Below are 14,362 nucleotides of genomic sequence, written 5' to 3'. Positions count from 1 at the left end.
ATGGCACACCGGATCGTAAGTTTTGTGATGAGCGGGGGGGTAGGGTCGCGGCTATGGCCGCTGTCGCGCGAAGACAATCCAAAGCAATTCCACGACCTGTCGGGGGATGGCTCCATGCTGGCGAAGACTGTTCGACGCCTGAGGGCGTGGCCGGACAGCGAAACGCCGATCTATCTAATCGCGTCCGAACGTCATGCCGAACGCGTCATCTCGGACATAACGCCGCTCGGACTGAACGGCGGAAAGCCAATTTTCGAACCCTTGGGCCGCAACACCGCTGCAGCTGTCGCCATCGCGACACTGCAGACGATTTCGGAGCACGGCAAGGATGCGCTCGTGCTCGTGGTACCCTCCGACCACGAAATATCGACCGAGACGCAGTTCTGGGAGACCGTTGAAGCGGGCATGCCTGCCGCCGACGCGGGAAGCATCGTCGTGTTCGGCATTAAGCCCACTCATCCAGAGACTGGATATGGATACATTGAGGTTGCCGCCAATGGTGACGGCGCGGCCGCGGTCTCACGCTTTGTCGAAAAGCCGAACATCGAGACGGCGCAAAGATATTTGTCGTCGGGAAGGTTCTACTGGAATGCTGGCATCTTCCTGTTTCGCGCCGACACAATGCAAAGAGCTTTGGTCGAGTTTCAGCCGCAGATATGGGAAACTGCGGAACGCGCCTTCAGGACTGCCAAGGTGGACGTCTCGGGTCTGTACCTGCCACAAGGTTTCTACTCGGCTGTTCCCTCCACATCTATCGACTATGCCGTCATGGAACGCGCGCAGGGCATCGCGATGGTGACGGCTTCCTTCCGCTGGAACGACCTTGGATCTTGGCAATCGTTGCTGGAGGCAAGCCCCGTGGACGGCAACGGCAACGTGATAATGGGCGACGTCGTCGCCATGGACTGCGACAGCTCCTATCTCAGAAGTCAAGGTCGGCTACTCACCGTCATAGGAATGAAGGATGTGGCGGTGGTAGCAACGCCCGACGCAATATTCGTCGCGCCGGTCAGCCAGAGTCAGAATGTGAAGAAGGTCGTCGAGCAACTCGAGAGGAGCGGGCGCCTCGAGACGAAACTGACAGCGTCAGAAGACCGGGTCATTGTCAGCGGGTCGTGGCGCAAGCGTGTCGAGCACTGGCTCTTCAACGAGACCCTTCCGCTTTGGTCACACGCAGGGGTCGACAACGTGCATGGCGGCTTCCACGAAGCACTCGGTTTCGATGCGAGGCCATTGGGCAAACCCAAGCGGATGCGGACGATGGCACGCCAGATCTACGCGTTCGCTGTGGCCAAGGAACGTGGCTGGACCGGGGCCGCTGACAAGCTCATCGAGCACGGGATCGACTTCATCGCAAAATACGGCCGCACCGATCGAGGAGGCTGGGTACGCACCTTAAATTGCAATGGAAGCGTGGCCGATCCGGCGGAGGATGCCTACGATCATTCATGCGTGCTCCTCGCACTTGCTCACGCCTATCGATGCGGCCACCAACCTGCCCTGCAGCTTGCACAGGAGACCTTTCATTTCATCGACTCTCATCTGGAGGACGGGAGCCTGAATGGCTTCCTCGAGACACCTGGCTGGAACGGGGCTCGGTCCTCCAACCCACACATGCACATGCTTGAATCTTTCCTCGCCTGGTATGCCGCAACCGGCGATCGCGTATACCTGCGTCGAGCGGCTCGCGTCATCGATCTATTCCGCAGCCATTTCTTCGACCAGGAAAGTTGGACGCTCGGCGAATTTTTCAATGCCGACTGGCTGCCGTTGCCCGGAGACAAAGGACAGTGGACCGAACCGGGGCACCATTTCGAATGGGCCTCTCTGCTCGTCGAGTTCGCGAGGGCAAGTGGGCAGAAAGACCTGGCTGCCTATGCGAGAAAACTCTATTCGTCGGCGGTCGCCAGCGGAATGAATCGAGCCACGGGACTGGCCTATGCGGCCGTTTCGCGACAAGGGATGCCCCTCGACAGGCTCTCCCGCAGCTGGCCTCAATGCGAAGCAATAAAGGCAGCGATTGCGTTGGACGACATTGGCGGGCCCGATCTGAAGCCCGAGATCGAAGCTCGTGTCGCGCGACTTTTCAGATGGCATATCGATCCCGCACCGCTTGGCTTGTGGATGGACAGGATTGACGAGCGCGGTCGGTCGCTGGCGGCGGAGGTTCCTGCCAGCATCTTCTATCATTTGGTGACAGCGTTGATGCAATATCTCGACAAGACCGAGGGACAGGTTGAGGCGTTTCCGGTACCGTCTCTGAAAGCGGACAGCCCTGTTGCGAAGCAAAGTTATGGCTAAAGATGGCGACCGTTCATCGCGTCATAACGCGGCAGATCCTTTTCCAAACAGGATTTTTCTTACCGTTTTCCCTGTGATGCCGTGGGATGCAGGCTACCGCTAATTCGGTATCTTCCCGCCTCTGTGTCACCACTGCAAACTGCGGTACCGTCAAGCGGAAGCCACGCCAAAATGAGAGTGCCGACCTGCTTCTCGGTTCCTGGGTGCGCAACTCGCGAGACGTTGGAATTAGAAACTTTTGTCCGGGCAGCTGAAGGCGACGATGGCAAAAAAGAAATCGCGAGACAGGCGCAGCGGTGATCTCCTGAAGCTGCTTGCAACAAGGCCCAGGGCAGTTGCGCTTGCTGCGCTGCATGTGAGTGAATCGGTCCTCTTGGAACTTGAGGCATCGGAGTTGTTGTCGCCGTCGGAGATCAGGGGACTGCTGAGGGACGCGTCGCTGACGTTGCGCAACGCCGCCGACCAGGCGGATAATCGGAGCTGTCTCGTTGCCAGTGAGATAGTTGAGTCAATGAGGGAGAATTTTAAGAGAAGTAAGTCATAGCTGATACCAGCTCTAGGCGGCATCAATTGAACCGTGTGCTATTCCGATCCAGGTTTCGACAGGAACTTGATGGCGTGACACCTTCTTTTGGCGAGGTCTGGAACAAGGATCATTACATAAAATTTAGTATACGTGATGAGCGTCAGGAGGGTACATATGGAATTGGGTAGGGGGTGCATATGGCACAGGCTTCACGTTCTTTTTCGAAAGGAGATGAGCACCGTTCGTCATATGTTGGACTCAACGATGATGACGCCGCTCTGATCAAGACTCTCGGCTTCACCGCGAAGCGATATCCAGCTGACGCGGTAATCTTCAGCCAAGGTGACGACAGCGATCGTGTTTACATCGTCGAGTCGGGTTGGGGGTGCATCTCCCATGAGCTTCCAGACGGGCAGCGACAAATTCTCGATTTTGCCCTGACTGGAGATGTCGTTCTTTCTCAGGCACCTGAAAGCGGCTCTATTGGGACCTTCGTAGCTCAAACTGAACTTTCCTTGCTGGTGGCACCCACCAAGACATTGACGCTTGCTGCTATGAAATCGCCTCATCTGTTCTCGTTCATCGTTGGAGCCCTCTTGCGCAACGGGGCAGTTACAGCTCAGCACCTTGCCAACGTAGGACGACGCAACGCGTTGGAGCGGACAGCACATTTGCTGCTCGAGCTGACAGCGCGTCTGCAACGAGTAGGTGCAGTTGACCGCAACGGCTTCGACTGCCCGCTCACCCAATATGACCTGGCTGACGCCCTTGGCCTTACTCCGATCCATGTTAATCGAATGTTGCGGGAACTTCGCGAGCGGAAGTTTATCGAATTCCGCCAGGGCCATGTCCGCCTGCTCGATTCTCGGGGCCTGACGAAGTTCGCTGGATTCGACGGCGAATACATCAAGAGTTGAGCGCCAGGGCCTCAGCCCCTTGGAACCCTCGCATTAGAGCGACCTAAACCTTCGCGTCTGTCTTGAAAACCAGCAAGATAGTCGGCTGCTTCCTCGATACCCTGAGAGGCAGCCCGCTTGAGCCAAATACGGCCGGCAACTGGATCGTACTCACCGGCAACACCTTTGGAGAGGTAGCGGCCCAGCATGAATTGGGCGTGTCCGTGACCTCGCTCCGCAGCGGCCGCGAACCATTTCTGCGCCGCCTTCCGATCGAGAGTAAGCCCCTGCCCGTTCTCGTACAAAGCACCGATTGCAAACATCGCACCAACATGGCCGGTGGCGGCAGCCTGCTTGAAAAGATGGGCCGCGGCTAGAGCCGAGCGCTCTCCACCGCGCCCATTGTAGAGCATTTCGGCAAGCGCCACCTGCGCGTCCCCCATTCCAGCGTTGGCCGCCCGCTCAAACCAAAGCCTTGCCTGCTTCTGGTCAGCGGGCACACCGCGTCCATCCTGAAGCAGGCGCGCATACATATATTGCGCCTGTGCCATGCCTTCGGCTGCGCGCCTCATCCACTTCGCTGCCAGTTCCTGGTCCTTGCGCACTCCGACCCCCTCGGCAAAACAAAGTCCGAGATTGAAGGCAGCGACTGCTTCCCCTGACGACGCGTTCGCTTCAAACCATTCGGCGACATCTACACCATCTTTGAGATCGCCGGCGTTCTCAAGAATAAGATTCGCGAGGTCAACCTGGGATTCACGATTGCCACTGTTTGCGGCGACGCGCAGCCAGCGGGTTCCTTCCTCGGCATCCTGAGCCACTCCATTCCCAGAAAGATAAAGCGAAGCCAAGGCGCGGGCAGCTGCGTGGTGGCCTGCGTCCGCGGCGCGTCGATACCAGGTCGCTGCCTCCGCATACTCCGGCTGGGGACGCTTTACGTATTGCTCGCCGATACGATAGGCGGCCTCGGGATTTCCGGCCAGTGCGGCGCGACGCATCCACGCCTCGCCAGCTGCGGGATCCTGACCTGACAAGTTGCCCTCGATAAGAGAAAGCCCCAGCCTGAATTGGGCCGAGGCCAGGCCCTTTTCCGCAGCAAGCTGATAAAGCTCAAAAGCTGACTCGCGATCGACCGGCACGCCCATTCCGTGCTCGGTGAGGACCGCAAGAAGATAGATCGCCGTCGGCAGACCTGCATCGGCTGCCCGCCGCAACTCCTCGGCAATCCTCGTTCTGTGCTCCGGTTGCCTGCGACGGGCGAGTGACAGGGCGAGCCCAAGGCACCCTTCCGGACAACTGGCCGCTGCGGATTTCTCGTACCAGCTGTGCGCGGCATCGAGATCGCGCATGGCTGTTGGGCCTTTGCTGAGAATATAACCAAGTATGGCTTGCCCGGTTGCTGAGCCGGCCGCCGCAGCTTTTTGAGCGAACGGAAGTGCCGCCTCGAAATCAGGCTTTCGTGAAGATTGCGACTTGAACAGACTTTCTGAACTGCTGGTTCCTGCGTTGTCCTCGTGTTCAGCCAGCCCGGCGGTGTAAAGCGCGGCAAGGAGAGCCTGCGCATCGGCGCTCCCATGGTCAGCAGCCCGCCGCAGCCAGCGCGTTCCTTCCAATCGGCTTGGCGGGACGCCCGATCCCTCCAGATAGAAGCGGGCGACGCGGCATTCCGCTTCTGGAATGCCGGCACGAGCAGCGATTGCCATCAACGGAAAGGCTTTGGCGAGCTTGCCTTTTTCAGCCAGCTGAATCCCTCTACGCAACGCCAGCGCCGGGTGGATGTGTCCGGCCAATCGATCCATCATCACCATTTTACGGCTCCCGCATCGCTTCCTGGCCGATCGGCAGCATCGCGCCGAGGATATATTTGAGCACCGTGCGGCGGCCGACCTTCACATCAGCTGTGACAGGCATGCCAGGGGTGACCGTAAAGCCGGCGGGCACACCATGAAGGGCAACATCGTCGATGGAAATCTGCGTGCGGTAGAACTGGTCGGTATCAGAAGGCAGCATGGCCAAGGAGCTGTTCGGGTCGCGCACCTGATCCCTGGCGGAGAAGGAGTCCGGGCTGACTGAGCGTACAGTGCCGTGAGCCAGGCCATATTGCGAATAGGGGAAGGTATCGAATTTGATTGCGACGGGATCACCGACATGGACGAAGCCACTGCTACGGCCGATGATGTTCGTCGCCACCTCGAGCACCGCGTCAGCGGGGACCAGTGTGATCAACCGCTCGCCAGACTGCAGAACAGACCCCACGGAAACCTTGGCCACAGATTGAACAATGGCGTCGGCCTCGCTCCTCAGTTCCACCAACTGTTTGCGAAGCTTGGCCTTGTTGAGGAGCTCGTGGGCGTCGGACATTCGCGAGTTGGCTTCCGACAGGCTCTGCGACACGTCCGCGCGCCAACTCTGGACGAAGCCGTCACGCTCGGCCGCGACACCCGCCTGCTGCCGCTTGCTGGCCTCGGATGTCTGCTCGGCGTTGGTAAGAGCTCGCGACATTTCAGCTGTGTTGTCCTCGGCAAGCAGCGTGTTGAGGCGGCTTCCGACCTGTCTTACCTCAAGCTGTTTGCGCATTTGCTCGATGGACCCCGCGACGGCCAAGCGGTGCTTGTAACCTTCGGCATCCGATTGGGAGCGAGAGATGACAGAACTGAGTTGGTCACCTTGTTGATCGAAGCTCTCCAGCTTGGCGTCATAGACCGCCTTGCGACGTTCGAAGATCGAAGCCTGTAGCGTCCAACTCGGATCCAGCCCGTCATAGGTAAATGACCTTCCGTCGGCCTCGGCCTTCAGGCGAGCGACCTCGGCTTCGAGGGTCGTGACTTGAGCGGCCAATGCCGTGAGATCGGCCGAGGCAAACGTGGCGTCGAGGCGGGCAAGCACCTGACCGGCCTTCACATGCTGTCCTTCGCGCACCTCGATAGAGCGGACGATCGCTGTCTCAAGCGGCTGAACGACGATGTTAGGCGACTGAGCCACCACCAGCCCCCTCGTCGTGACCACTTGGTCAACCGGTATCAGCGCTGCGAGGGTTATCAGCGCGACGACCAGGCTGAATACGACCCAGACGATGCTGCGAGCCACTCGCGGTATCGGCGCATTGGCGACGGCTGTCGATGGCCATTGGAATTCGAGAATGGCCGGGGCCGTAGGATCGCTGATCTTTGCGCGAGGACGGCGAGCAGGAATTGAGGAATAAGCGGTGACGCTCATGGCCAGCTCACATCATCCCGGGTGGCACAGCCGCCAGTCGGCCACGCCGGCCTTCCAGATGCCGATTCTGCTGGAGCCAAAGCTGGCGGTAGACGCCACACCGTTCGAGAAGGACGGAATGTGGCGCGACATCGAGAACCTTACCTTGATCCACGACAAGGATCTGGTCACACTCGGTCAGCGATGCCAGCCGGTGCGACACGATGATCATCGTTCGGCCGCTGGCAATACGCATGAGGTTGTCGCTGACCACCGCTTCACTCTCCGGATCAAGCGCACTTGTCGCTTCGTCCAGTATCAGGATGGTCGGGTTGTGAATGAGTGCGCGGGCTATTGCCAACCGCTGCCGTTGCCCGCCCGACAGGTTCGGCGAGCCTTCCTCAATGTAAGTATCGTAGCCATTCGGCATGCGTTCGATGAACTCAGCCGCGCCGGCGAGATGAGCAGCCCGCATGGCATCCGAAAGCGTCAAACCCTGACGTCCCGCGATGATGTTGTCTCTTATCGAACCGCGGAAAAGGAAGTTATCCTGAAGGACCACACCTAGGCCCTGGCGGAGGTGACGCAGGTTGATTTCCTTGAGGTCGACCCCGTCGAGCTTGAGGAACCCGCTGTAGTCGCGGTTGATGCCTTGCAGAAGGCGCGCGATGGTCGATTTTCCCGACCCGCTCCGCCCGACAATGCCGAACATTGAGCCAGACGGGATGTCGAAGCTGACCCGGTCGAGCGCCGGCGTCTTGGTACCCATGTAAGTGAAGGTCAGGTCGCTGAACTTGATTTCGCCGACGAGTTTTGGCCTCAGGCCTACTGAATTGGAACTGCTTTCCAACGGACGGTTAAGAACCGATGCCGCCTCGCCAATGGCCGCGCCGACCTCTTCGTAGTCCTCTACCAGACGCGCCAGGCCGACAAGGGGCTGCGCGACGCGTTGGGCGATCATCATGAAGGCGAACAGGCTGCCGACCATGTAGCCAGTGCTGTCGTTCATGGCCAAGTAAGCCCCGATCAGCATGGTGCCCAATACCATGGCGCGCTCAATTGGCGTTACGAGGGTTTGCGGCCAATTGGCGAGTTGCCCAAAAGCGAGGCGCGCCTTACCCGCGTCCGCCACTCGTTCGTCCCAAAGCGCCTTGCGTTGCGGCTCGAGACCAAGTGCCTTCACCGTCTTGATACCGACGACAGTCTCGCCGAGCGCGGCCGACTTCCAGGTCTCCGCATCCACCACGCGTTGGTAGCTGATCCGCAACGGCGCAAGGAAAGCGAGGATGATCAGCATGATCAAGACGGCGCAGCCGAGCACCATCCAAGCGAGTGTTGCATTGATATAGAACATGACCGGGATGAGCACACAGAGCGTCATCAGATCCAGGAAGGTGCTGAGCAATTTGCCCGTGAGGAATTCGCGGATGCGGTAGACCTGTGCCAGATGGTACAGTGTCTCGCCGGCTGGATGGCGCTCAAAATAGTCAAGTGGCAGGCGCAACAGTCGGCCGAAGACATGCAAGTTCAGTTTGGTGTCCAGGCGAGCGCCGACCACGTTGATGATCATGCGTCGCGCGTGGCCGAGCAGGGTCTCATACGCGAAAACGACGACTATAACCGCACTCAGCAATGCCAGGGTTGAGATGCTGTTGAACTGCAGCACCTTGTTGACCACGGTCATGACGATGAGGGGTGGCAGGATTGTCAGGATGCTGAGCGTGAACGAAGCGATGCCAATGTCGCGCAGCGGCCTAGTCTCGAGCCGCACAAGATCCATGAGCCAGCGGAAGGTGAAAGGCGCATCGGCGGCGACGAAGGATCGCTCAGGACGCAGCAGCACCGCCTCGCCCGTCCAGACCCGCGACAACCTCAACTCGTCGATCGCAATCGCCTCGGCTCCATCCGGCGCATCGACGCTCGTCAGGAAAATGAGATTGCGTTCGGCGCTAGCGCCAGTAAGCAAGGCAGCGCGACCATCGCTGAACAGCAGAACGACCGGTCCGGTTTGTTCGAAGCGCAGGAGATGCGACCAGCGGACGCGAATCGCGCGCGACCACATCCCACCACTCTGCGCCCATTGAGAGAGGTCCGCGGCGGTCGGGACGGTGCCTGTGCTCGCGGCCCTGAATTCGTTCGGGTCGAGCTCGACACCGTGATAACGGGCGACCTTGATCATAGCCCTCAGGCGCGGAGCGACCTGGCCGAATTCGGCAGGCCCGCCTGGAGTCGGTTGCGCTATACCCTCACTCGGATGCTTGCCGGCCGCATCCGGTTGCGCGTCAGGATTGTTCGGGCTCGGTTTAGGCCCTTGGCTGAGTTGTACGCTCACAGTGCCCCGCTCCCGCTAACCAGAAGCAACAGTTCGAAAATGCCGCCTGCGCGTTGTCGCAACATAATTTGGCAAAACCGTCTGTATCTCCAACAGGCATACGAGAAGAGACGATTGCCGGCACTGGAAGCGCGCACGCGCGGGCCCTGCCTTCCAGCAGGGTCCGCGCGCATTGTTTTCAACCGCTCAGTCATGCGGCTTCAGAATATTGTTCAGAGCCTTTTTCAGTGTGTCGTCGGTCTGAGCAAACCCGGCACTCTGCTTGTCCGAGGTCAGGTCCAAGGTCGACCCAGAGTGGTTGTTCTGGGTCTGACCGAAGCCTGCCACCGAGGTCAGCAGGTGCAGAAGATCCGTCGCCACCGAAATGATAGCGAGGCCGATGAGTTGCCTGAACAAGTCCTGGCTGTCAGCGGGGCTGCCAGACTGCATGAACTGCTTGATGTCTTTCAGTCCAAGCGTGTCAGTCGAGATGTTACCGCCCTGGCCGTTGCCGGTCGAACCGTGCCCATCTTCGCCATGCCTTCCATGACCATTGTCATGGTCACCACGGCCATTGTTACCACGGTCATTGTCGTGGCGGTTCCCATTGCCGTCGTGGCGATCATGGTCGTGATTGCCGTTGTGACCATGGTGATTGTGGTTGCCATTGTTGTCATGATCGTGGTCGCCATGACCGGTCGCACCAGTGGACCCGGTGGCTCCGGTCGGACCGGTGTGCCCAGTCGCTCCGGTTACACCAGCGTGCCCTGTAGCACCGGTGGAACCTGTCGAGCCAGTAGCGCCTGTTGGCCCGGTGGACCCCGTTGACCCGGTCGTACCTGTTGCTCCAGAAGCACCAGTTGCTCCGGTATCGCCGGTCGCGCCTGTGGCACCAGTATCACCAGTTGAACCCGTCGAGCCGGTGGCTCCAGGATCGCCAGTCGCACCCGTCGCGCCTGTGGCACCAGTATCACCAGTCGCACCCGTCGAACCGGTGGCGCCGGTATCGCCAGACGTACCGGTCGCGCCGGTATCACCAGCAGCACCCGTGGCACCGGTCTCGCCAGACGCACCGGTCGCACCAGTATCGCCAGTTGAACCCGTCGAGCCGGTGGCTCCAGGATCGCCAGTCGCACCCGTCGCGCCTGTGGCACCAGTATCACCAGTCGCACCCGTCGAACCGGTGGCGCCGGTATCGCCAGACGTACCGGTCGCGCCGGTATCACCAGCAGCACCCGTGGCACCGGTCTCGCCAGACGCACCGGTCGCACCAGTATCGCCAGTCGCACCCGTCGACCCGGTGGCTCCAGGATCGCCAGTCGCACCCGTCGCGCCGGTATCGCCAGACGCACCCGTGGCACCAGTATCGCCAGTCGCACCCGTCGACCCGGTGGCGCCGGTATCGCCTGACGCACCGGTCGCGCCGGTATCGCCAGCAGCACCCGTGGCACCGGTCGCGCCGGTATCGCCAGCAGCACCCGTGGCACCGGTATCGCCAGACGCACCGGTCGCACCAGTATCGCCAGTCGCACCCGTCGACCCGGTGGCGCCGGTATCGCCTGACGCACCGGTCGCGCCGGTATCGCCAGCAGCACCCGTAGCACCGGTATCGCCAGACGCACCCGTCGAACCGGTGGCGCCGGTATCGCCAGACGCACCCGTCGAGCCGGTGGCTCCAGGATCGCCAGTCGCACCCGAGGCACCGGTCTCGCCAGACGCACCGGTATCGCCAGTCGCACCTGTAGCACCGGTATCACCAATCGAGCCCGTAGAGCCTGCGGCGCCAGTTGAGCCAGTCGTCCCAGGGCTACCAGTCGCACCCGTGGTGCCAGTCGCACCCAAGGCTCCTGTCGCGCCCGTTCCACCTGTCGAGCCAGTCACTCCAGCATTGCCGGTAGCACCTGTTGAACCCGTAGCGCCGGAGTGACCTGTCGCGCCAGTTGCGCCTGTCGCCCCGCTATGGCCGGTGGAACCCGTAGCTCCCGTACGACCTGTGGCCCCAGTTGAGCCTGTGGAACCGGTATGACCCGTTGCGCCTCCAGCTCCGGTTGCACCAGTCGAACCCGTCGACCCGTTGGAGCCTGTCGCGCCTGTTGTTCCAGATGCGCCAGACGCACCGGTCGCACCGGTATCGCCAGACGCACCGGTCGCGCCGGTATCGCCAGACGCACCCGTAGCGCCGGTATCGCCAGACGCACCGGTCGCGCCGGTATCGCCAGACGCACCCGTGGCACCGGTATCGCCAGACGCACCGGTCGCGCCGGTATCACCAGCGGCACCCGTCGCGCCGGTATCGCCAGACGCACCCGTAGCGCCGGTATCGCCAGACGCACCGGTCGCACCGGTCTCGCCAGACGCACCCGTAGCGCCGGTATCGCCAGACGCACCGGTCGCACCGGTCTCGCCAGACGCACCGGTCGCGCCGGTATCACCAGTGGCACCCGTAGCGCCGGTATCGCCAGACGCACCCGTGGCACCGGTCTCGCCAGACGCACCGGTCGCGCCGGTATCGCCAGACGCACCGGTCGCGCCGGTATCACCAGTGGCACCCGTGGCACCGGTATCGCCAGACGCACCGGTCGCGCCGGTATCACCAGCGGCACCCGTCGCGCCGGTATCGCCAGACGCACCGGTCGCACCGGTCTCGCCAGACGCACCGGTCGCGCCAGACGCACCGGTCGCACCGGTCTCGCCAGAGGCCCCGGTCGCGCCGGTCTCGCCAGAGGCTCCGGTCGCGCCGGTATCGCCAGCAGCACCGGTCGCACCGGTATCGCCAGACGCACCGGTCGCGCCGGTATCGCCAGCAGCACCGGTCGCACCGGTATCGCCAGACGCTCCGGTCGCACCAGACGCACCGGTCGCACCAGTATCGCCAGAGGCTCCGGTCGCACCGGTCTCGCCAGACGCACCGGTCGCGCCGGTATCGCCAGCAGCACCGGTCGCGCCCGTCGCACCTGCAGTGCCAGTCGAACCCATCGCGCCAGTTGAGCCCGTCTGACCCGTGGCGCCTGTTCCGCCCGCCGTGCCAGTTGAGCCCGTCTGACCCGCGGCGCCTGTTCCGCCCGCCGCGCCAGTTGCGCCTGTAGAACCAGTGGCTCCCGTAGAGCCGGTGGCACCAGTGTTGGCGGTATACGAAGCAGCGGTTAACCTGAACACACCATCATCGGAGTCGGTGTCCGCGCCGCTAAGGGTCACGGGCCCGGAGACTGGGATCGTGATTGAACCGGCGCTTATGACACTATAGCTTGAGATATTCGAATTGCTGCTGGTTGGTACAAGTGCTGTTATATTATAAGAACCGCTAGACGGTACATTAACAATCATTTGAGCGGACGAAAATGTCGAGCTTACAGTTCTTGATGGTAGCGTAAAACTATCTACAATTACTCCAGAAGAATTTGTTATGTAATATTGCACAGGATACGTACTAGATACTCCACCGAAAGAAGAAGTATCAAGCAAGCCCGTAAGCGTGACCTCGAGACTCAGAATGGCCGCGTATCTTGCTGCCCCTGTTTCGGTCATTGGAGGCATCGCCCGTTGACCATCAAGGTCCCACGTCCCGTTCAGCGCCTTGGCGCCCACGAGCCCCGTCGCTGCCCTGACCTGGGCGCCGCCTGCATCGTTCAGCGCCTCGACGAACGCTTCGCCTGCCCTGCCCTTGCCCGTTTCACAGCTCCACAGCCTGAAATCGCCTTTGGTGCTTAGCGCCTTGCCGATCGCCGCAAGGTCGTCCGCTGCATCTTCCAGCGTGTCGACCGACCAAGTGCCTGAGCTGAAATGCACCTGTCCCGGCGAGCCGTGCGCGATAATGTGCACGGCATCCAACCCGCTGCGCCCTTCGAGCGCCTCGGCGATCTGGCGGGCCGCCGGCCGGCCGCCGTCCAACATGATCGCCTCGACCTTCGGTCGCAGGTTGCCCAAGATGGTCCCGAGATCGGGCGCGGAGAGGTCGACAAAGAGAATTTCAGAAACGCGGGCCATGGCGAGGTCCTTTTGACGCGAAGTCAGCTCACGAGAGGAACAAAGGCCGGCATGGCCGGCGCGGCGAAGAGAAGAAGGTCAGGAGATCCTGCGATCATCTGCCGGATGGCCCCATCGCGCCGGTCGGCTTGGCCGAGGCGCTCACGCTCAGGATCTTGGAAGGCTGGAAGTTACCGCTGTCGTCGAATGTACCGATGGCCAGCGGGGCTGTTATGTTCGGCACCTTGACCGCCATGGATACCGGCGTTGCCTTCGGCATGGCACCGGGCAACATGACCTGGCCGACGATAGCCTTCTGATCCGAGTCGACGATGTAGTAGGTGACCGGCCCGGCCATATTGCCCACCGGCAAGGTGCCGGTGACCATTACCTCTGCGATCAGAATTCCCGCGTAGATTCCCATGCCCACCTCCGTCAGCGGCGAACGCGCCTCGGCGCCTTCGGTCCGCATGTTCAGTTCCCAAAATCCGCCGAGCGCTCGCGCACCGACGTCGTGCGAAGCTGCCGCGACCGGCCTACCGGCCGCCCTCGACAGCGAAACAATGAAATCAGACCCCTCGGACCCAGCGCCCGCCCGGCAGCTCCACAACCCAAGAGCGCCGCCTTCGTCGAGCGAGCCGCCAATCGTGGCGAGGTCGCTGGCCTCATTTGCCAACGTCTCGGACGACCAGTCGCCAGAAGCAAAGGCCACGCGCCCTGGCGCGCCGTGAGCAATGACGTGGATCGCCTGGAGTCCCCCGAGCCCGCCGACCGCAGTCGCCATCTGGCGTGCCGCCGGCTTCTTGGCGTCGAGGACGATTGCTCCGACCTCAGGCCTAAGGTGCCGCAAAACCTCGCTGAAAGCGGATACGCCGGAATCTACGAAGAGGATTTCGGACACGTCGGGACGAACGGCATCAGGATCTCGACGCTTGTCGAAGTCGCGAGTTCGAACGGCCCAGATCTTGGACGATTTCAACTGATACAATACGCACCCCCAATCGGTGGCGCTGATTTGCCAGCGACAACCTGCGAGGGAACCGTCTACTTGCGAGGGAGCACCAAATTCGGAAATACGTCGGCCAATGAAACAGACGCGGCGCGTTGCCAGCAAGCAACCGCGCTGTGCCTCTCGTGCACAAAACAGGCTCGCTCCCGATATTCTCCTAG

The 14,362-nt window shown here is 61.3% G+C and carries 8 protein-coding genes and 1 pseudogene; 3 read left to right on the top strand and 6 right to left on the bottom strand.

The genetic code is table 11. The features are described 5' to 3' along the window. From GA829_RS22205 to GA829_RS22195, 3 genes are all read left to right on the top strand, one after another. Complete coding sequence (locus GA829_RS22205) at window positions 1-2,301, top strand: mannose-1-phosphate guanylyltransferase/mannose-6-phosphate isomerase (RefSeq protein WP_195174782.1); 2,301 nt, start codon at window positions 1-3, stop codon at window positions 2,299-2,301. Window positions 2,302-2,563: 262 nt separating this feature from the next. Continuing rightward, window positions 2,564-2,845: a hypothetical protein gene (locus GA829_RS22200; protein WP_195174781.1), complete on the top strand. Its 282-nt coding sequence runs from the start codon at window positions 2,564-2,566 to the stop codon at window positions 2,843-2,845. Window positions 2,846-3,024: 179 nt separating this feature from the next. Then, entirely contained in the window at window positions 3,025-3,744 is a 720-nt protein-coding gene (locus GA829_RS22195) for a Crp/Fnr family transcriptional regulator (protein ID WP_195174780.1), read from the top strand. Window positions 3,745-3,755: 11 nt separating this feature from the next. On the opposite strand, the gene GA829_RS22190 is transcribed toward GA829_RS22195, so the two are convergent. The 6 genes and pseudogenes from GA829_RS22190 to GA829_RS22170 all read right to left on the bottom strand — a co-directional run bounded on the left by GA829_RS22190 (window position 3,756) and on the right by GA829_RS22170 (window position 14,306). After that, a complete protein-coding gene (locus GA829_RS22190; RefSeq protein ID WP_195174779.1) occupies window positions 3,756-5,531 on the bottom strand; it encodes an SEL1-like repeat protein in 1,776 nt (591 codons plus the stop codon). Window position 5,532: 1 nt separating this feature from the next. Further along, a complete protein-coding gene (locus GA829_RS22185; RefSeq protein ID WP_258051828.1) occupies window positions 5,533-6,810 on the bottom strand; it encodes an HlyD family type I secretion periplasmic adaptor subunit in 1,278 nt (425 codons plus the stop codon). Between the two features lie 136 nt (window positions 6,811-6,946). Then, entirely contained in the window at window positions 6,947-9,097 is a 2,151-nt protein-coding gene (locus GA829_RS22180) for a peptidase domain-containing ABC transporter (protein WP_195174777.1), read from the bottom strand. A 339-nt stretch (window positions 9,098-9,436) separates the two neighbouring features. Continuing rightward, window positions 9,437-12,205, bottom strand: a complete 2,769-nt coding sequence (locus GA829_RS37345) for a beta strand repeat-containing protein (RefSeq protein ID WP_308462351.1) — start codon at window positions 12,203-12,205, stop codon at window positions 9,437-9,439. A 618-nt stretch (window positions 12,206-12,823) separates the two neighbouring features. Next, window positions 12,824-13,213: pseudogene (locus GA829_RS36805) on the bottom strand (DUF4347 domain-containing protein); the annotation flags it as partial. A 94-nt stretch (window positions 13,214-13,307) separates the two neighbouring features. Continuing rightward, complete coding sequence (locus tag GA829_RS22170; protein ID WP_195174775.1) at window positions 13,308-14,306, bottom strand: DUF4347 domain-containing protein; 999 nt, start codon at window positions 14,304-14,306, stop codon at window positions 13,308-13,310. Between the last annotated feature and the right edge of the window lie 56 nt (window positions 14,307-14,362).

It is taken from the genome of Mesorhizobium sp. INR15 (assembly GCF_015500075.1).
GTDB lineage: Bacteria > Pseudomonadota > Alphaproteobacteria > Rhizobiales > Rhizobiaceae > Mesorhizobium.
The sequence above is the reverse complement of the archived record's forward strand: the minus strand, read 5'-3'. Positions and strand labels throughout refer to the sequence as shown.

Bases quoted from the DNA above. Each gene is read 5' to 3' on its own strand.
- GA829_RS22205 (WP_195174782.1), top strand. From the start codon at position 1: ATGGCACACCGGATCGTAAGTTTTGTGATGAGCGGGGGGGTAGGGTCG.
- GA829_RS22190 (WP_195174779.1), bottom strand. From the start codon at position 5,531: ATGGTGATGATGGATCGATTGGCCGGACACATCCACCCGGCGCTGGCG.
- GA829_RS22200 (WP_195174781.1), top strand. From the start codon at position 2,564: ATGGCAAAAAAGAAATCGCGAGACAGGCGCAGCGGTGATCTCCTGAAG.
- GA829_RS22195 (WP_195174780.1), top strand. From the start codon at position 3,025: ATGGCACAGGCTTCACGTTCTTTTTCGAAAGGAGATGAGCACCGTTCG.
- GA829_RS22180 (WP_195174777.1), bottom strand. From the start codon at position 9,097: ATGATCAAGGTCGCCCGTTATCACGGTGTCGAGCTCGACCCGAACGAA.
- GA829_RS37345 (WP_308462351.1), bottom strand. From the start codon at position 12,205: ATGGGTTCGACTGGCACTGCAGGTGCGACGGGCGCGACCGGTGCTGCT.